Source organism: Hyphomonas sp. GM-8P, assembly GCF_003263315.1.
Classification (GTDB): domain Bacteria; phylum Pseudomonadota; class Alphaproteobacteria; order Caulobacterales; family Hyphomonadaceae; genus Hyphomonas.
In genome coordinates, this window is the sequence record NZ_AWFE01000086.1 from 1 (window position 1) to 17,854 (window position 17,854).

The window sequence follows — 17,854 nt, forward strand, 5'->3', positions numbered from 1 at the left end:
CCGCAAGGGCGGGGAGACCGGACGGTTACTGCGCTAAGGTTTGGTGGATTGCTTGAGTATCGCAGGCGCCTTCGATTTTCAGTTCGTAGGTTCGGACTAACATCCGGGCTCCAAACAATATTTCAGGCTGCCAGAACCTTACAGTAATCAAGTCTGGATTTGACCACGTCCCAGCCTGTTGCTGATCTGTGACAATTTGCGAGTGAAACTCTTTGGTCCCCGACAAAGGGGACCAAGAGGGCTCGAAGGTCAAATTCAGGAATTGTAGAAACGGCGTGTAGAGTTCCGTTTCTAGCATTAGAGCCCGCTCCCAATTCTCGCTTTAGAAATTTTATCTGATTGGCGATCGACCCCGGTGTCAACCTCTCGGGTAGTCAGCTTTCTGGTTCCATTAGTCGAATTAAATCAGTTTACTGTGCAAGGACCAAATGAAATTGTGCCTCGACCGTTGTTCTCGACGAATGTACCCCCTGTGCCGTCTTGGTTCGGGTAAATTTGCAAATCCATCTGGCCTCTGAAGTAGTAAGCTTTAATAACTCCCACGACCGGGTCCTGCTCAATTCTGTCTGCATCATAGTAGTCGCAGGTTTCCCTGTTTCCAGAAGCGATGCTGAAGCCGCAGCGTGCAATGATTGCGCCCGCATCGGTCACGATTAACGCAGCCCGAGGTTGCCACTTTTGAATGTCAGAATCAGTATAGACGCGTTCGGAATCGATTTTCCGATCTACAACGCAATTCCACATCTCTGCTTGAGCATGCTTACCCGATAAGACCAGCGTAAGCGTTGCCAGAAGCAATAATCTGAGCATTTTCAGCCTCGCATATGATTCTAATTTCGGATGGAGCTAATGAGGATTCCGCATCAATCGAATGTGTCTGGCAGCTCATCATTCTGGTCGGCGCCTGTTTCGCGCTTCGCTTCTTCTCCGAAGAAAGTCCAGATACTGTAGTAAACTACTCCTCTCATAAAGATGGAAAACATAATTTTGGAGTAGTCGCTTGGTTCCACGCCATAAGCTATCTCATCCCACAGGGCGACGGTTACGCCTATTTCTAAAATGAAGATGACAATCAGTCCCGCTCTTCCTCGTTGATGGGCCGGGGCTTGCCAAACAAATTTCAACAGCCAGCCAATTCCGAGGGCCAGCAACCAAGTGGCCAATGCGGAAACTAGAAATAAGACGATTCCGAGTAGTAGGTTCAGGATAGTTCCCATAACGGTATGCCTTTTTACAGTATTAAACGTCTACTGATGAAAACCGCGTTTAGCCTTAACCTGGCTCCCTAGCGCCGCTTTGGTGCGAGGAGGGCACAAGTCCGCTCATTTGCCTGAACAATTGAGTTCCCATCCGTCTGGTAGGGTTCATGGCTCTGGCGAACTCTTGAGCTCCTGTTCGTTTGGATTTTCGTGCTGCATGAACGCTTCAGTCGCGTCATCCCAGAATTTCTCTGAGTAGCCATCAGGCGGCATAGAATTTTGGTCGCGATTTAGAATGCTATGAGAGCCATACAGAGTGCAATCTGCATGTGCGATTTCAATCATGACACCATCAAATGTATTCGTAGCTGAGAGGAAGCGGAGAATTGCGCGGCGGTCTCCCATTAGCTCGAATGTCCATTCCCCGCGCCATGTTCCAGTTGTGGTCACCGAGAGTTGTGTGCCCATGACTTCAATCTCTCCCAGCGAATCGGAGACGGAAAAGGGGTTTTCTTTTCCGTCATAGAAACTGGATGTGCGCGCTTGGGCTTGGTCAACGTCGATCCATTCAAAATCTCGGTCGGGCAGATCGAGGATAATGAGATATGCTGGGCGTTCGGCTTGCTTGACGCTGATTTCGGATTGCCACTCATAGTCGTGTTGAGAATCTGTGGGTTCGCCACGGACGACATTATAGTAGTGTTGGAAACACTCGGCTCGAAAATCTTCTGCCGAGGCGATTGGACTAAAAGCATTCCAAAACAAAAGCGATGCGGCAGCGCTTGTGAATAGCTTCCGGTTCATATCTTTCCCCCAAGCCGAAAACGGCATTGAAACCTTAGGGAGAAGGTACGATTAGGAGCGAGAATAACCTATAGGTGGTTCCTATGTGGTTACTCAGCTATATCTTTGTTGGGTGTTGGGGTTATTAGTGCCTTGAAAAGACTGGCGCACCCAAGAGGATTTGAACCTCTGACCTCTGCCTTCGGAGGGCAGCGCTCTATCCAGCTGAGCTATGGGTGCCAAGCCGAGGCCGGTGAATAAGCCAAGCTGCGCGACAGCGCAATGCCGCAGTGCGGCTGGCAGCGGCTGCAGTTGCGGTGCTTTCCCGGAACGCAGGCCCGGTCTAGGGTATCGGCTGGCGGGGTAGAAGAGGTGTTTCTCCATGAAGCGAACAGGTTGGGCGGCAGCGGTTATGATGCTGGCTATGGCTGGCTGCGGCGAAAGCGGTACCGTCGAAAGCAAGCCGGGAACACCTGTAGACCGGTCGTCGGAAGCCGAACGGGCCGAGCTGAAGGCAAGGCAAGAGGCGCTTTATGAAGAGGCCCTGGCGGCTGCCAAGGCGAGCCGCGGCGCCGGCGAGCCGGCCGTCTGGACGCTCGCTGATGAGGATACCACCATCCACATCATGGGCACGGTCCATTTCCTGCGGCCGGAGCTCGATTGGCGCTCCGACAAGATTGATATCGCGCTGGCAGAAGCCGATACGCTGGTCTTCGAGGCCGATGTGTCGAGCCCGGATGCCGCCAGCGAGATGATGGCTTTCGTTTCCAGCCACGCCCTGTTCACCGATGGCCGCCAGCTGACCAGCCTGCTGGACGAGGCAGAAACCGAGGAACTCAAAGCCGCGCTCGACTATCTTGGCTTTCCCCTTGGCGCCATGGAGACATTCAGGCCCTGGTATGCGGCCGTGAACCTGTCCGTTCTGCAGATGCAGAAGGATGGCTTCGATCCGAACGCCGGCGTGGAGCAGGTGCTGGAGCGCGAAGGCAAGGCTGCCGGCAAGGACTTCGCCTATCTCGAAACCATCGAGGAACAGCTTGGCCGGTTCGCCAACCTGCCGGACGATGAGCAGGTCGACTTCCTGATTTCTTCTGCTGAATCGGTGGAGGAGGGGAGCGAGATGCTGGATGTCCTGGTTGATGAATGGGAGGACGGTGATGTCGCGGGTCTCGCCGCGTTGATGTCCAATCCCGAAATGATGGGGTCGGAAGCCATTTATGATGCGCTTCTGAAAGAACGGAACCAGGACTGGGTCCCGAAAGTCGAGGCGATGCTGGACGAACCCGGCACAGTGCTGATCGCTGTCGGTGCAGGGCACCTTGCCGGTAAGGACAGCGTGATCGAGCTTCTGCGTGCCCAAGGGTATGAAGTGGCGGGCCCCTGACGCTGGACAAGTGTGAAACACTTGTCGGAAGACTCTCTAATACGCCGCCTGGCAGCTGTGATCCCAGCCCGTGAGTGCAATCCAGGGTGGCGCAGGTGGTGCTTCATTCGGTCAGGTGCCGAATGCTCCTCCGGCGCTTTAATCTGTCCTGTTTCGGGACCCGTCCGGTTTCCGGTTTCCATGCCAAATGTTCATGGATCGACCATGCCTTCCAGACTTTCGCATTTACCTGGACGTCCAACCCCTGAACCGCTCAAATGTGACAGCCAAGCGGATCAATCTAGGGAATTTTCATAAACAAACCCTAGCTCGAAACTTGCATATGAAATACACACCCTCCCGGAGTAAGGATCAGCGATGCCAATTTCGCAAAATGTAACGCTGCAGGGCGAGGTCACGATACATCATCCCGATTTGGTCAACCTTTACGGATGTACGGTTGGTGACGGGTCGAAGATCGGGGCGTTCGTCGAAATTCAAAAAGGGGCAGCTGTCGGGGAGCGGTGCAAGATATCTTCGCATTCATTTGTCTGCGAAGGGGTGACGATTGAGGACGAAGTCTTCGTTGGGCATGGTGTCATGTTCACAAATGACCGTTTTCCTCGCGCGACCAACCCGGATGGGTCTGCGCAGACGGATGCTGACTGGACGCTCGAACTGACGCGGGTAAAGCGCAGGGCCTCCGTCGGGTCGAATGCGACGATCGTGTGCGGCGTTACAATCGGGGAGGGGGCATTGGTGGCGGCAGGTGCGGTCGTTATCAGGGATGTTCCGGATTATGCAATTGTGGCTGGGGTGCCAGCAAAGGTGGTGGGTGATGTCCGTGAAAATGGATGAAAAAATCAAAGAAGCGTCCGGAGAACCGGGTGCCGCGAAGGCGAAAACCGCGACAGACGGTGAAGCGAACAAGGGGAAGAAGTCCGTGTTGAATATTGGTGTTATCGGTTACGGCTATTGGGGGCCGAACCTTGTCCGCAACTTTTCCGAATTGGATGAAGCGCGCGTTCACACAGTCGCAGACCTTAATCCGAAAGTGCTGGACATTGTTGCCAAGCGATACCCGGCGACCAAAACGACGACCGACACGATGGCAATGATCCATGACCCGGAGATTGATGCCATCGCAATTGCAACGCCTGTTTCGACACATTTTTCGCTGGCTCTGGCGGCTCTCCGGGCGGGCAAACATGTCTGGCTGGAAAAGCCGATGACGGAAACCTCTCTGCAGGCCCGCGCGCTGGTTGACGAAGCCGAAAAGCGCGGCCTGACTTTGCACATCGACCACACCTTCATCTATACGGGTCCGGTGGTTAAGATGCGCGAGCTTGTTCAGTCAAACACACTCGGCAAGTCGCTCTATTATGACTCGACGCGAGTCAATCTTGGCCTGTTCCAGCGTGATGTGAATGTCATCTCCGACCTGGCTGTCCATGACTTCTCAATCCTGGATTATGTGTTCGGGGAGCATCCCGTTGCCGTCTCTGCTTCGGGCATCAATCATTATCCGGGTACACCGGAAAACCTCGCTTTCATTACGCTGTTTTACGATTCCGGTTTCATTGCACACGTCAACGTGTCGTGGCTCGCGCCTGTGAAGGTTCGCAACATTCTGATCGGTGGCACCGAGAAGATGATCACGTTCGACGAACTCCAGCCTTCCGAAAAGCTGAAGATCTACGACAAGGGCGTGTCCTTTACGGATGATCCCAAGCAGATTCACGAGATGCGCGTCGGCTACCGGACAGGAGACATGTGGGCGCCAAAAGTCGATAATGTCGAAGCATTGCGTGTCGAAGCCCAACATTTCTGCGACTGCGTCGCCACAGGAAAATCCTCTATTTCCGACGGCCAGTTCGGTCTGCGGATGGTCGAAGTCATTGAAGCCGCTACGAGTTCCATGCGGGGGCGCGGCGAAACTGTTCATCTTTCCCGCAATGGAGCGAGCAAGTGATCCCGTTTGTTGACCTGAAAGCCCAGTACCAGTCGATCAAGGAAGAAGTTGATCAGGCGGTTCTGAAGACGCTTGAGAATTGCTCTTTTGTCCTCGGCCCGGATGTCGCGGCGCTTGAGACGGACTTTGCCGATTATTGCGAAAACGAGTTCGCGATCGGCGTGAACAGTGGCACCAGCGCCTTGCACCTGGGCCTGTTGGCAGCTGGAATTGGACCCGGTGACGAAGTGATCACGGTACCGCATACCTTCATCGCGTCGGCATCGGCAATTCACTATACCGGGGCGAAAGTCGTCTTCTGTGACATCGACCCGGTCACCTTCACGATGGACCCGGCCGCACTTGAAGCGGCCATTACACCACGCACGAAAGCGATTGTGCCGGTTCATCTGTATGGCCAGATGGCTGACATGGACCCGATCATGGAGGTCGCCAGAAAGCATGGCCTGATCGTGATGGAAGATGCGGCACAATCTCACGGTGCCGAATACAAAGGCCGCCGGGCTGGCTCTATTGGAGACCTTGCCGGGTTCTCTTTCTATCCCGGAAAAAACATGGGTGCTGCAGGGGAGGCCGGCATGACAGTCACCGGCAATGCAGCGATTGACGAGAAGGTCCGTATGCTGCGTGACTGGGGTGCCAAGCAGAAATACCATCACGAGATCATCGGTTACAATATGCGGATGGAAGGTATCCAGGGGGCCGTCCTGCGCGTGAAGATGAAGTATATCGAGACGTGGACCGAGCAGCGCCGCGAAGCCGCGAAACGTTATCGTGACCTGTTTGCAGGTACTGGTGTTCAGATCCCGGCTGAAGCGGAAGACCGCCGTCACGTCTACCATGTCTACGCGATCCGCACACCGGATCGTCAGCGCTGGATTGAGGAATTGACCAAGGCCGGGGTATCGACGGGCATTCATTACCCGTTCCCGCTTCATGAATTGAAGGCATTTGAGTTTCTTGGTTACAAACACGGCCAGTTCCCGCATGCGGAAATGGCAGCTGCGGAAGTCCTGTCTTTGCCGATGTTCCCGGAACTTACGGCCGATCAGCAGGAAGTCGTTGCAAACGCAGTGATTCGCCTGCAGCAGGAAACAGCAGCAAACGTCTGAACCAGATACGGCTCGAACGGCGCCGCCCGCGCTGGCCACCAATCAATGACAAGGCACAAGACCAATGAACCTAAAGGGTGCGAAAATCCTTGTAACTGGTGGATGCGGCCTCATCGGCTCAACCACTATTGATCAGCTTCTCGCGAACGAAAACCCGGAAAAGATTGTCATCTTCGACAACCTTGTCCGCGGTTCCATGCGCAATGTTCAGGAGATCCTGAAGGATGACCGTGTCGAGCTCGTCAAAGGCGATATCCGGGACCAGGCGGCCATAGAATCGGCAACAGCGGGCATGGACGCCGTCATCCATATGGCAGCTATACGCATCACGGCTTGCGCCGCTGAGCCGCGTGAAGCCATGGAAGTCATGTGCGACGGCACCTACAATGTTGTTGAGGCGGCACAGAAGGCCGGCGTGAAGAAAGTGCTCGCCGCGTCATCGGCCTCCATTCTCGGCATGGCTGACACCTTTCCGACGACGGAAGAGCACCACCCTTACAATAACCGCACCTGGTACGGCGCATCCAAGATGATGCTCGAAGGCCTGCTGCGTTCCTTTAATGACATGTACGGCCTCGACTATGTCGCGATGCGCTACTTCAACGTCTACGGCCCCCGTATGGATATCCATGGCAAGTATACGGAAGTCCTTGTGCGCTGGATGCAGCGGATCGAGCAGGGTACGCCGCCGCTCATTCTCGGCGATGGCTCCACATCCATGGATTTCATCTACATCGAAGACCTGGCGCGAGCGAATGTTCTGGCCCTGAAGTCAGATGCATCGGACGAAGTCTTCAATGTCGCGTCAGGCGTCGAAACCAATCTCAACGGCCTCGCAGCCTCACTGATGCAGGTCATGGGGGCTGATCCGTCCATGGTTCCGGAATATGGCCCAGAGCGCAGCGTGAACCCTGTTGCCCGGCGTCTGGCCGATACGTCGAAGGCGGAGCGTATGCTGGGCTTCAAGGCCGAAGTGGATCTGGAAGAGGGTCTGCGCCGCCTGGTCACCTGGTGGCGGGCGAACAAGGACATGTTTGAATGATCCCGATCATCAAACCCCTGATGGGCCAGGAAGAGGCTGATGCGGCATCCCGTGTCATCCTTTCCGGCTGGGTCACTCAGGGGCCTGAAGTTGCCGCCTTCGAAAGCGAATTCGCAGGCTATATGGGCGCCGAGCATGCCGTTGCTGTGTCAAACTGCACGACCGGTCTGCATCTGGCCCTGCTTGCCGCGGGTGTCGGCCCGGGCGACGAAGTCATCACGGTCAGCCACTCCTATATCGCCACGGCCAACTCGGTAAAATACTGCGGCGCCGAGCCCGTCTTCATCGATGTTGAACCGGCGACCTGCAACATGGATCCCGCCCTCATCGAACCGGCCATTACAGCCAAAACCAAGGCGATTCTTCTGGTTCACCAGATGGGCATGCCAGCGGACCTGTCGGCGATCGTCGCAATTGCCCGAAAGCACAATCTATTCGTCATTGAGGACGCCGCCTGCGCAGCAGGTGCGGAAATCCTGTGGAATGGGGAGTGGGAGAAGGTCGGGCGTTGCCGCGGAGACGCTGCTGTCTTCTCGTTCCATCCGCGCAAGGTCCTGTCTACCGGCGACGGCGGCATGATCACAACGCCCCATACGGACTGGGCGGCCAAGTGCCGGCTCTTGCGCCAGCATGGCATGAGTGTGCCGGACACGGTGCGGCACAAGGCGAATTCAGTGATTTTCGAAAATCACTCCATTCTCGGTTATAATTACCGCATGACAGACATTCAGGCCGCCGTCGGGCGGGAACAGCTCAAGCGCCTGCCGGTTGTCGTTCAGCGCCGCCGCGAAATTGCGGACAAATACAAACGCCATCTGGCCGATGCCCAATGGATCGGCTTGCCAGAAGAGCCCATCTGGGCGCGTTCCAATTGGCAGAGCTTTTCGGTGCGTATTCCAGGCACTTGCGACCAGCGTGCGGTGATGCAGGCCATGCTCGACAAGCAGATCTCCACCCGGCGCGGCATCATGTGCGCCCACCGGGAAGAGGTGTATTCGTCGGCGCCCTTGCGGGCCCCGCTGCCAAATTCCGAAGCCTGCCAGGACAAGCGCATCATCCTTCCCCTCTACCATCAGATGACGGATGACGAAATCCAGACCGTGGCGACCGCACTTATCGATGCGACAAGTTAGGGTGATGTGCCCGTTTCGCCGATAGAATTGGCCTCATTTCTTTTGTCGTGTGACTGAAACGGCCGTATTGGCTCTGGTGCGCGATTCTGGCAATTGGGGAATTTTCGGGCTTCCAACCACTTATGGAGATGTGTGAGTATTGCTCGTCTGCCCCTGACCTGCGCTGTTCTGTTCGAGATATGGTGACGACAAGCCGAGCGCTTCGGGGCGATTTGAAACTGTGCTGGTGCTCGTCCGGCCTGGAACAAGCTAAACGATAAAGGCCAACCTCTTTATGCCCGCCGAGAATCTGCCAACAGTCGATGTGGTTATCCCTTGCTACAACTATGCCCACTATCTGGAGCGTTGCATCCAGTCGGTCATTCAGCAGGAAAACGTGATCATCCGGGCCTTGATCGTGGACGACTGCTCGCCGGACAATACAGAAGAGGTCGGGCGGCGGCTGGCGGCAGAGCATCCGCAGGTCGAATACATCCGGAATGAGACCAACAAAGGGCTCGTGGGCACGTCCAATGTCGGGCTGATGGGATGGGCGACCGCGAAGTACTCCATCTGGCTCTCAGCAGATGATCTGCTGTGTGAGGGTGCCGTATCCCGGGCCGCGCGGATTATGGACGCGCATCCCAATGTCGGCATGGTCTACGGGCTTGCCCGGGTCTTTTCGAACGACAGCGACATCAAAGAGGAAAGGCTTCCTGATCCGGTCGAATACCAGGTGATTCCCGGTTACGCTTATATCGACCGGTGCTGTGATTCCTGGTGCCCGACGGCCTCGCCGAGCGCAATGGTTCGCACCTCGGTTCAACAACAGCTTGGCGGGCTTGATCCCAATTTGCCTGCTACCTGCGATGTGGAGATCTGGATGAGAATTTCCACGGTCGCTGATGTTGGCGTGCTCAACACGGTGCAGGCATTCTATCGCCGCCATGAAAGCAACATGTCTTCGGGCTTTACGTATCGCCCTTTGAGTGACCTGAGAGAGCAGTATGAGGCGCTCAGCATAATTCTGAACGTCCATGGCGCCAATCTGCCGAAGGCGGCTGAATGGAAAAAGGTCTCGACTGATCGTCTCCTTGAAGAATCCGCCTGGCTTGCCGGGATGGCGCTTGAGCGTGGAGATGACAAGGGCGTGGAAATCTGCACTGATTTTGCCAAGGAGATCAGCCCGGATTGGCAAAAGGCGCAGGCCTGGAAGCGATTTGAGATCAAGCGCAAGCTCGGTAAGCGAGTCCTGACAGGTTTGCGAAAGCTGACTGGAAAGCAGCGCAAGCTTGAGCCTCACAATCCGTTCAATCCCGGTGAGACATTCGGCTGGCTGCCAGATCCGAAAATCGCTGAACGGCAGGTACTCTGAGCCCAGTATTCTGGGGCCTCACTCTGCCGCGGCAAGTTCGCGTGCGCGCGCCAGGGCCTCTTCGGGAGTGTCTGCCCAATGTATCGTGCTGTAGCTGCGACTTGAATATTCCCACACGGCGCGGTTTTTCCCGAACCGATCCGGAAGCAGGACGCAGGGCTGGCCCCGCAACGCCGCCAGCACATGGGGGTGCAGCCGGTCGGTGACCAGCACCTTGCCCTCATCCATCAGTCTGCGCCCGGTCTCCATCACATGCCGGGTGATGCCCCGATAGGATGCGCCGACCATGGCATTGGCGGGTTTGTACAGGGCCGGGAATTGCCTGCGAAACTTCATGCTGGCGCGTGCGGCCAAAACGCTTGCCGACCCCGTGCCGAGTTCGGGCCAGTCGAACACATGGACATTTCCAGGAACCGAGGTGCCCATCCCTTCCTGATCGTCCCGCGCGAGCCAGATGATATCGTGTTCCGGCCTGCCGCTTCCACGTGATTGCGGCGGCAACATGAAGGTCGAATCGTGGCTCGTCACGACAGATATGTGAGCGGGGAAGACCTCTTGCGCCGACGCGCCGCTGACCGGATCGCGGGCCATCATGATAACATCGTCATGGTCTCCGAAGATGGTGGCGGCCGCCTGCCGGTCTTCCTCATCCACGAACAGCATGGTCGATGGCAGGGAGATCAGCCTGTTGTGCGGACACGCCTGCGCCACCGTCCGCTTGACCTCCGCATGGCCGGGCCAGAGCCGCGAAACCGTTACCCCTCCGATAAACAGGATGACACCTTCCTCGCCGATGGCCCGCTTCATCGCGGCAAGGTCGAAGTCCCACTCATGCGCGACATAGGCCGGATGGGACCGGTTTTCGGCCAGGTAGTTCGAGATGGCGAGCCACATCATGTGATTGCCGACATTGCCGTCCAGCGGAAACTGGAGGATCGCGACCGGGCGGCCTTCCGGAATGTATGTGTCCAGGATGGCAGTGACTTCGCCGGTCTGCGTCTGCAGCAGCGCAAAATCTTCTGCGGGCATGTGCTGTCGGGTCACGCGGGGCTGGCTCCGGGTTTGAGGATCTGGTGCAGGACGTTCATACGGAATTGGAATGTTCAGGTTTGTCGGCGGTGACGTGCCGGGATTGCAACCGTCTCTGCAGGAACTGGAACATCTCCATAGCCTCCTGTTCGGGGCCTGCCGGACGGCCGGACCAGAGCCAGAGCATGGCGGTGATGCCGAAATAGGTGATGGCGCCGGCAAATACCAGGCACGCAATTTCCAGCAGGTTCGACCCGTCCACACCGAGACTTTCCAGTCCCCATACTGTCAGTACCATGGCCAGTGTCGCAGTGAGCGCACGCGCGCTGTTCCGTACTTGCCGAATAAGCGATGCCTGCACCAGCATCCGGGCCAGATACATGTCGAGCATGACGCCGAACAAGCCGCTGACACACCGGGCCAGCAACAGGCCAAGAAGACCGCCTGAGAACAGGCCGGCAAAGATCAACGGGTACCGCACCAGCAGGTTCACGACGTCTCGCTTGAACAGCATGCGCGTGCGGGCCACACCCATCGCAAGCGGGGTCAGCGGCATGGAGAAAGCGTGCAGCGCAAATATCGTGCTCAGGATCTGGATCACCAGCGCGGCGGATGACCATTCCGGCCCCATGACCAGATGGACCAGCGGCTCGGCAACAAGCGCAAATCCGACGCCCACAGGCAACGCGACTGCGACCAGGAGACGCTGCGCCCGGTAATACATGTCCCTCAGGCGGGGCTTGTCATCCTGCGCCTTGGAGAACGCGGGAAAGAGTACATAGGAAAGGGGAGTGGTGGATTCCCTCACCGGCAGCGACGCGAGATTGTCCCCGACCGTGTACTGGCCGAGAGACGACGTGCCGAGCACGCCGCCGACGATCAGCTGGTCGGCCCGGTAGTTGATGGCATTGAAGCCGGAGCTCAGGGCCAGCCAGCTGGAGAAGGAGAAGAGGTTCCGCCAGTGGATCAGGGAGAAGCGGGGCAGGTAGGGGATCAGGAGATAGGACAGGAGGGTGCCGGTGAGCTGGGCGGCCAGCAATCCGAATACGATTGCCCAATAAGTGCGGAAAAGCACGGCGATGGTGATGGCAACGATCAGGCCGGCAAGCTTGTTGGCCAGTTCGACGAACATTTCCTGATGGAAGGACAGTCGTCGGCGGAACTCCACCATCTTCGGGTTCACCATGCCGGTGACCAGCGAGGTAAACGCAAGCGCGTAGGTAATCAGGACCAGCCGTTTGTCACCAAATACGATGGCGATGACATGCGCTGAGCAGAACAGGATAGCGGCAACGATCAGGGCCCGCATGACGTTCAGCGTCCATGCCGTATCGAAGTGTTTGCGCTTCGGGTCCGGATGCTGGATCAGGGCCGAGGCGAGAGACAGTTCCGTAAAGGCGTTGACGATCGTGAAGACGATGGTGGCGATGGCAACAAGGCCGAAATCGGAAGGCGTCAACAGCCGGGCGAGGACCAGCGTGTTGGCAGCGCCCAGCAGATTGATGAAGACGCGGATACCTGCGGTCCAGAGCGATCCGATCGCCAGACGTCCACGCACACCTTCCACTGAATATCCTCCAAAAGACTTTACTCTGTATGTCGCGTGCCACCGGAGTTTGATCGACGGGGCGCGGCGGGGTTTGTTGATGTGACTCCGGCGGTCTCAGGCAGGTGCCTGCAGGCCGGGATCCGGGAGGCTCAGAACCATTCCTCCCACCGGTCAAACTTGCCTTTCAGGATCGCCCGGAAAATGAATTCGTGATCAAATTTGGTAACGAAGGTTCTCGCGACCGTATCGGTGGGGCGCGTTTCTTCTGCCTGTGCAAAGATGGTCGAATACCCCGCTTCAAGCGCGATGTCATGCGCCGTCTTCGTCCAGTTGCCCGACTGTCCGAAGGGGATGGCGAAGGAGTCCGGGGCAATGCCGAGGCGCTTCTGGAAAAGCTCCCGCGAGCCGGCGAGCTCATCGATGATCTGGTCCCGGCCAATCGTCTGGAACTGCGGGTGGGTGGCGGAATGGCTGCCCATCTCCGCACCCTCCTTCATCAGGGTTTCGATTTCGCGCCAGGAGAGGAACGTATCGTCGTCGTGGCCCTGGCATTCTTCCGACCATCCGGAGACCGGGAAGAAGGTCCACGGAATATTGTAGTCTTTCAGGATCGGTGCGGCCTGGGTCAGGACGGTTTTCAGCCCGTCGTCGAACGTGATGGCGAGATCCTTTTCCCCGCCGCCCGTCCGCACGATTTCGGATGCGGGCACAAACCGGAAGCCTGCGTTCAGCGCCTGTTCGATCTGATTGCGAAACATCGCCGGGGTCACATCATTGACGCCCCAGTCTTCCTGCCCGATCGAGTGGTAGCAGAGAATGCGCCCGATATAGCGCCGCCGGGCCTGGCCGACAGCCGCCAGGACATGGCGTTCACAGCAGGTGCGCGCGGTTGCCAGATTGTGGCGGCTAAGACCGACCCTGTTCAGTCCGCCGACCAGGCCTCGGCGGAGTAATTGTGTGGCATTCGCCATTTTAGAGCCTTCCGCGGTTTGGCCAGCCGGCACCCCGGCGCCAAGCCGGATATGACGGGCCGGATATGACCAGTCCGGTTGCAATTTCCATGCTATTGGTAGCAAGTTTGGCGGGACTGGTACATTTCTTGAGGATGAGGAACTTGGTCGCGGGGCACGGGTCACTCATCGTGTTCCAATCGTAGAATTTCCGGCGAAGGCAGAAGCCTTGCCGGTCAAGGCGGGGAACCGGTGATGGGGGCAGGGCAATCGAAGGAGCGACTGGTCCTGCTGGATGGCATGCGGGGCATTGCAGCATTCGCTGTCATTGTGGACCATGTGCCTTCCGAACCGCTTCGACAGCTCCTGTCCGGCCGGTACTTGGCCGTCGACTTTTTCTTCGTGCTGAGCGGGCTCGTCCTGGCCATGGCCTATAGCGACATGGTGAAGGACCGGGCCGGAGTGGCGCGCTTTTTCAAGCTGCGGATTATCCGGCTTTATCCGCTTTACCTGCTCGGTCTGATGATCGGCATGGCGGTGACCCTCGCTTTTGCCTTGAGAGGCTGGGGCGAAGTGGAGCCCGGAAGTTTCGTGCCGTCGGCCATTTCAGGCGTTCTGTTCCTGCCATCGCCCAGCACGTTGGGTGCGGTGCCGCCGAATGATGCCCTGTTTCCCTTTGACGGACCGGCATGGTCGCTGTTCTTCGAACTCGTCGCGAATGCGGCCTGGGCGATCGGCGCATTGCTGGTGGGCGCCCGGCTGAGGCTTGGCTTCCTGGCGATCTGCGCCGTCTGGGTCGGCGTGTCCGTGTTCCATGCAGACCTGCTCGGCGCAGGCTGGCTCTGGTCGGACTTTGATGTCGGGCTCTCCCGCGTGCTGTTTTCCTTCTTTTGCGGGGTGGCGATTCACGACCTTCTGGCCTGGCGCCGGATCGGGAAAGTCCCGGTCCTCCTGCCGCTCGCCCTGTTCCTTTTCATCCTCGCTTTCCCGGCGCCGGACGCCTATCGGCGCGGGTTCGATGTTTTCGCCACGCTGGTCCTGATCCCGGTGACGGTTTACCTGGCGGCGCAGGCCAGCATCTGGCGGGTCGCGGACGGCGCCTGCCGCTGGCTGGGGCAGGTCTCTTACGGGGTCTATATCTTGCACGTACCGCTCTTCATGGGGGCGGGCGTTGTGCTCGCCAAGCTTGGCACGGGGCAGACCTTCAATGTGGTCTTCATGGCCGTGTTTGCGGCCTTGGTTACACACGCCGCCACGGTTTTCTATGAGGTTCCGCTTCAGCGTTGGCTGAAGAAAACCTTTGTGGGGTCAAGGGACAGCGCCCTTCGCCAGCACGTGCAACGCCCGTAAAGGCGCTTGGAAGGAAAACTGGTTTTCAGGATCAGACCCCGCGTCAGGTTTCCGGCAAGGGGAGGGCACCCGCCCAGGCCGGCAGGCGCGTGGCAGCCGCGAAGCCGGCGTGCGCGTCCGGGTGGCCGCAAAATTGCGCATAGGCAGGCATGGCCGCGCGTCCATCGCAGGCGGCAGCGAGGCGGTCATTGAAATGCTCGCGCGGCTTCAGCCAGTCGTTCGCCGCCTTGTCTTTCAAGCCGAAGTGAATGCAGGTCAGGAATACCCGTCCATTCGGGGTGATGCTGCACCAATACCGCGCATCCTGCCCATAGGCCGCCCGCACCGCGACGCGGAAGCAGCTGGCACCAGACCAGCGGCCAGATGCAGACGAGATGCGGCGGGAAGCCTTCGGGAGACTGCAGGAACGACATGCTGCCCAATATACATCCGGACACGGAGGTGTCGGATGGAATTGCTTTCGCGGCAATGATTGCGGCAGGATCAGATGGCTGAAGTGGTGGATCGCTTTCCATATGCGTCATCCCCGGCCGCCCAGCGGTCTGGGGACCCGTCTCCGGACGATGCCCCGGGCACGTCATGGAATGACGCACATGCCGCGTCTTTCAGAGATGGGTGCCCAGATGGCTTTCAGCCATCGGGCGTGACGCGGGTGGGGAATGATCAACAGAGGGCAAAATCCGGCTACGCCATGACCACGCATGACCATACCGGACTATAGGCGACTAGGCCGGACTTAGACCGCGGCGGGCTCGAGCAGGGCGAGGGCCTGGTCCATGAGAGCGTCGCTGGCCGTGCACAGGACCTGTCCGCCGAGGCTGGCGGGGGCGCCGGTCCAGTCTGTCGCGTGGCCGCCTGCGCCGGTGATCACCGGGATCAGGGCCGCGACGTCCCAGGCCTGAAGGCCGGTCTCCGCCACCAGATGCACGGTGCCCCCGGCAAGGCGGGCATAGGCATAGGCATCGAGGCCGTAGCGCGCGAGGCGTGAGGCGCCGCGAAGCTCTGACCATGCCTGCTGTTCCGGGCCTGTCAGGATGAACGGGTCGGTCGTGGAGATCACGGCTTCCGACAGCGACGGGATGTCCGACACTCTCAGCGGGCTGCGTCCGCCGGGCGTCTGCAGCACCGCGCCGCCCGGCCAGCCGATATAGCGCTCGCCCAGAACCGGCTGGTCGATCACGCCGATCACGGGGAAGCCCAGCGGGTCCACCAGAGAGATCAGCGTGGTCCAGACCGGCAGGCCGGCGACGAAGGCGCGTGTGCCATCGACCGGGTCGAGCACCCAGCGCCAACCGGAAGAGGAGGGAGACTCTCCGAATTCTTCGCCGGTGATGCCGTGCTGCGGGCGTTCCTGGGCAATGATGTCGCGCATGGCCTTTTCGGCGGCGCGGTCTGCCTCGGTCACCGGGTCGTAGGACTGACCGGCGGCGGCTTTGTTGTCGATGCTGTTGAGTGCACGAAAATGCGGCCGGATCGCTGACCAGGCCGCATCGGCAAGACGATTCGCGAGCGCGAGATCTTCGTCGAGATTGAAATCAGGGCTCATGCGACCAGCTAGGCCCCAAGCAGCCCGGCCGGTCAAGCATGTAAAAGTAAAGCCGGATCAGGCGGCGCCGTGACCGGATGTGTCGCCTTCAAGCGCCTTTGCCAGTTCCAGCAGCCGACGGCGCGGACGCTCGTCGAGGCGGTAATAGGCGCGGACCAGCTCCAGCGTTTCTTTCTGGCTGAGGATATCGCTTTCGAGGCGCTCGGCATCGTTTGCAGCATCCGGTGCGCCGCTGGCGGGCATGCCGTCGAAGAAATACTGGACCGACACGTTCATCGCCTTGGCCAGTTCGAAGAGGCGCGACGCCGTGATACGGTTGGCACCGCACTCGTATTTCTGGATCTGCTGGAAGCGCACGCCCACCTGGGTCGCTAGGTCTTGCTGGGTCATGCCCAGCAGACGGCGGCGGCGGCGAAGGCGTTTGCCAACGTGCAGGTCTGTTTCATCAGCCATGTGTTTACTCCGGGCGGTCTCTGCATGGGACAGGAGGTGTCCCGTTTCGGTGTTTGCAGCGAACGTCTCGCAAACGGTGTGCCGGGAGGCATGACTGCCCAAATCCCGGGCAGTTTTATGAAAGTTCATACCTGCGGCAGCCTGTCCCTTGCTCGTTTGTGCATCGCAGCATAAATCTGGTCTTGCACTTCGGTGCAGACGCCTCTGGCGTTTCCTCCCTTTGACTTCAAGGCCGCGCTTCACAGCGCGGCCCTTTTTTTGTTCAAAGCCTATTTTCACTGTTTTTATTTGAATTTTACCGGAATTTTCAGGCGGTTTGCCTGAGTTCCACAGCCCAGACAGGCGTGGTGGACATTCCGGCCCGCCGAATGCGGCTGTTAACCACGAAACCGGATGCCGTCCCGGAATTCTATTTGAGCCGTGCAAAGCTGCCATGCCAGGTTGCATGGGCGGTTTTTCGCAAAAACGGGCGTAGGTGAAAAATTACACCTTTGGCAGAATCAGCGCCGTATCCAGCAAATTGGAGATGACAACCTCAATGGCCCCGGCGACGTCGTCAAACCGGTCGAGGCGCTCGACGGAATGCTCATCCATGTACAGCCCGCGATTGATCTCGATCTGGAGGGCGTGGACGCCGCGCCGAGGCTTGCCATAGCGCCTTGTCGTGTAGCCGCCGGCATAGGGCGCGTTGCGCGCCACGCTGAAACCAAGTTCACGGAAGGCCCGTTCGGCGCGGCTGGTCAGGCGCGGATCGCAGGAGGCGCCGAACCGGTCCCCCAAGACAATGTCGGCCAGCGCGCGGCGGCCCGGCTGGACGGACGGCATGGAATGGCAGTCGATCAGCACCGCATGGCCATGGATATCCCTGAGGGCGGCGAGTTCGTCGCCAAGGCAGGCATGATAGGCATCGTGAATGTGGCGGAGGCGGGCCTCGCCTTCGTCGGGGGTCAACCTGCGGCTGTAAATCTCGACCCCGCCGGCGGCGACACGGGGCAGGCAGCCAAGGCCGGCCTCGACCC

18 protein-coding genes and 1 tRNA gene are annotated in these 17,854 nt (G+C 58.6%); 8 read left to right on the plus strand and 11 right to left on the minus strand.

The genetic code is table 11. The annotated features are described in order from the left end of the window. Positions 1–405: 405 nt before the first annotated feature. The 4 genes from HY26_RS13575 to HY26_RS13590 all read right to left on the minus strand — a co-directional run bounded on the left by HY26_RS13575 (position 406) and on the right by HY26_RS13590 (position 2,222). Positions 406–810, minus strand: a complete 405-nt coding sequence (locus HY26_RS13575) for a hypothetical protein (protein ID WP_112073808.1) — start codon at positions 808–810, stop codon at positions 406–408. A 53-nt stretch (positions 811–863) separates the two neighbouring features. Next, complete coding sequence (locus HY26_RS13580) at positions 864–1,217, minus strand: hypothetical protein (protein ID WP_112073809.1); 354 nt, start codon at positions 1,215–1,217, stop codon at positions 864–866. A 147-nt stretch (positions 1,218–1,364) separates the two neighbouring features. Further along, positions 1,365–2,003 carry a hypothetical protein gene (locus tag HY26_RS13585; protein WP_112073810.1) on the minus strand — a complete coding sequence of 213 codons (639 nt, stop codon included), beginning with the start codon at positions 2,001–2,003 and terminating at the stop codon, positions 1,365–1,367. 142 nt (positions 2,004–2,145) lie between these two features. Further along, positions 2,146–2,222 (minus strand) — tRNA-Arg (locus HY26_RS13590). Positions 2,223–2,364: 142 nt separating this feature from the next. Here HY26_RS13590 and HY26_RS13595 point away from each other — a divergent pair. The 7 genes from HY26_RS13595 (at position 2,365) to HY26_RS13625 (ending at position 9,958) form a co-directional block, all read left to right on the plus strand. Beyond that, on the plus strand, positions 2,365–3,366 hold the full coding sequence (locus HY26_RS13595; protein ID WP_081812932.1) for a TraB/GumN family protein: 1,002 nt from the start codon (positions 2,365–2,367) through the stop codon (positions 3,364–3,366). A gap of 357 nt (positions 3,367–3,723) precedes the next feature. After that, the gene (locus HY26_RS13600; RefSeq protein WP_034762007.1) at positions 3,724–4,203 is read left to right on the plus strand and encodes an acyltransferase; all 480 of its coding nucleotides are present in this window, start codon (positions 3,724–3,726) and stop codon (positions 4,201–4,203) included. 85 nt (positions 4,204–4,288) lie between these two features. Continuing rightward, on the plus strand, positions 4,289–5,317 hold the full coding sequence (locus HY26_RS13605; RefSeq protein ID WP_034762571.1) for a Gfo/Idh/MocA family protein: 1,029 nt from the start codon (positions 4,289–4,291) through the stop codon (positions 5,315–5,317). Beyond that, complete coding sequence (locus HY26_RS13610) at positions 5,314–6,429, plus strand: DegT/DnrJ/EryC1/StrS aminotransferase family protein (RefSeq protein ID WP_034762010.1); 1,116 nt, start codon at positions 5,314–5,316, stop codon at positions 6,427–6,429. The genes HY26_RS13605 and HY26_RS13610 overlap by 4 nt, the downstream gene beginning before the upstream one ends. A 64-nt stretch (positions 6,430–6,493) precedes the next feature. Continuing rightward, positions 6,494–7,471, plus strand: coding sequence for an NAD-dependent epimerase/dehydratase family protein (locus HY26_RS13615; protein ID WP_034762012.1), 978 nt, complete (start codon positions 6,494–6,496; stop codon positions 7,469–7,471). Further along, on the plus strand, positions 7,468–8,604 hold the full coding sequence (locus HY26_RS13620; protein WP_034762015.1) for a DegT/DnrJ/EryC1/StrS aminotransferase family protein: 1,137 nt from the start codon (positions 7,468–7,470) through the stop codon (positions 8,602–8,604). The genes HY26_RS13615 and HY26_RS13620 overlap by 4 nt, the downstream gene beginning before the upstream one ends. A 274-nt stretch (positions 8,605–8,878) precedes the next feature. Then, positions 8,879–9,958 (plus strand): glycosyltransferase family A protein, encoded by a 1,080-nt coding sequence (locus HY26_RS13625; protein WP_051599568.1) that lies wholly within the window; start codon positions 8,879–8,881, stop codon positions 9,956–9,958. Positions 9,959–9,976: 18 nt separating this feature from the next. Here HY26_RS13625 and HY26_RS13630 read toward each other — a convergent pair whose 3' ends face one another. The 3 genes from HY26_RS13630 to HY26_RS13640 form a co-directional block, all read right to left on the minus strand. Beyond that, the gene (locus HY26_RS13630; protein WP_139068856.1) at positions 9,977–11,002 is read right to left on the minus strand and encodes a polysaccharide pyruvyl transferase family protein; all 1,026 of its coding nucleotides are present in this window, start codon (positions 11,000–11,002) and stop codon (positions 9,977–9,979) included. Positions 11,003–11,042: 40 nt separating this feature from the next. Next, positions 11,043–12,545 (minus strand): lipopolysaccharide biosynthesis protein, encoded by a 1,503-nt coding sequence (locus tag HY26_RS13635; RefSeq protein WP_065382987.1) that lies wholly within the window; start codon positions 12,543–12,545, stop codon positions 11,043–11,045. Positions 12,546–12,685: 140 nt separating this feature from the next. After that, positions 12,686–13,507: a polysaccharide deacetylase family protein gene (locus HY26_RS13640; RefSeq protein WP_065382986.1), complete on the minus strand. Its 822-nt coding sequence runs from the start codon at positions 13,505–13,507 to the stop codon at positions 12,686–12,688. A gap of 234 nt (positions 13,508–13,741) precedes the next feature. Between HY26_RS13640 and HY26_RS13645 the strand changes: the two genes are divergently transcribed. Further along, entirely contained in the window at positions 13,742–14,836 is a 1,095-nt protein-coding gene (locus HY26_RS13645) for an acyltransferase (RefSeq protein WP_034762022.1), read from the plus strand. A gap of 43 nt (positions 14,837–14,879) precedes the next feature. Here HY26_RS13645 and HY26_RS13650 read toward each other — a convergent pair whose 3' ends face one another. The 4 genes from HY26_RS13650 to HY26_RS13665 all read right to left on the minus strand — a co-directional run. Beyond that, positions 14,880–15,161 (minus strand): hypothetical protein, encoded by a 282-nt coding sequence (locus HY26_RS13650; RefSeq protein ID WP_034762025.1) that lies wholly within the window; start codon positions 15,159–15,161, stop codon positions 14,880–14,882. Between the two features lie 411 nt (positions 15,162–15,572). Next, a complete protein-coding gene (gene hisN, locus HY26_RS13655) occupies positions 15,573–16,382 on the minus strand; it encodes a histidinol-phosphatase (RefSeq protein WP_034762039.1) in 810 nt (269 codons plus the stop codon). 57 nt (positions 16,383–16,439) lie between these two features. Next, positions 16,440–16,835 carry a helix-turn-helix domain-containing protein gene (locus tag HY26_RS13660; protein WP_034762041.1) on the minus strand — a complete coding sequence of 132 codons (396 nt, stop codon included), beginning with the start codon at positions 16,833–16,835 and terminating at the stop codon, positions 16,440–16,442. Positions 16,836–17,318: 483 nt separating this feature from the next. Further along, a partial coding sequence (locus HY26_RS13665) for an N-formylglutamate amidohydrolase (RefSeq protein WP_199288555.1) occupies positions 17,319–17,854 on the minus strand: 536 nt, incomplete at its 5' end.

What these genes read in the sequence shown, in the direction of transcription:
- HY26_RS13575 (WP_112073808.1), bottom strand. Translation starts at nt 810, where the DNA reads ATGCTCAGATTATTGCTTCTGGCAACGCTTACGCTGGTCTTATCGGGT.
- HY26_RS13580 (WP_112073809.1), bottom strand. Translation starts at nt 1,217, where the DNA reads ATGGGAACTATCCTGAACCTACTACTCGGAATCGTCTTATTTCTAGTT.
- HY26_RS13585 (WP_112073810.1), bottom strand. Translation starts at nt 2,003, where the DNA reads ATGAACCGGAAGCTATTCACAAGCGCTGCCGCATCGCTTTTGTTTTGG.
- HY26_RS13595 (WP_081812932.1), top strand. Translation starts at nt 2,365, where the DNA reads ATGAAGCGAACAGGTTGGGCGGCAGCGGTTATGATGCTGGCTATGGCT.
- HY26_RS13600 (WP_034762007.1), top strand. Translation starts at nt 3,724, where the DNA reads ATGCCAATTTCGCAAAATGTAACGCTGCAGGGCGAGGTCACGATACAT.
- HY26_RS13615 (WP_034762012.1), top strand. Translation starts at nt 6,494, where the DNA reads ATGAACCTAAAGGGTGCGAAAATCCTTGTAACTGGTGGATGCGGCCTC.
- HY26_RS13620 (WP_034762015.1), top strand. Translation starts at nt 7,468, where the DNA reads ATGATCCCGATCATCAAACCCCTGATGGGCCAGGAAGAGGCTGATGCG.
- HY26_RS13625 (WP_051599568.1), top strand. Translation starts at nt 8,879, where the DNA reads ATGCCCGCCGAGAATCTGCCAACAGTCGATGTGGTTATCCCTTGCTAC.
- HY26_RS13640 (WP_065382986.1), bottom strand. Translation starts at nt 13,507, where the DNA reads ATGGCGAATGCCACACAATTACTCCGCCGAGGCCTGGTCGGCGGACTG.
- HY26_RS13645 (WP_034762022.1), top strand. Translation starts at nt 13,742, where the DNA reads ATGGGGGCAGGGCAATCGAAGGAGCGACTGGTCCTGCTGGATGGCATG.
- hisN (WP_034762039.1), bottom strand. Translation starts at nt 16,382, where the DNA reads ATGAGCCCTGATTTCAATCTCGACGAAGATCTCGCGCTCGCGAATCGT.
- HY26_RS13660 (WP_034762041.1), bottom strand. Translation starts at nt 16,835, where the DNA reads ATGGCTGATGAAACAGACCTGCACGTTGGCAAACGCCTTCGCCGCCGC.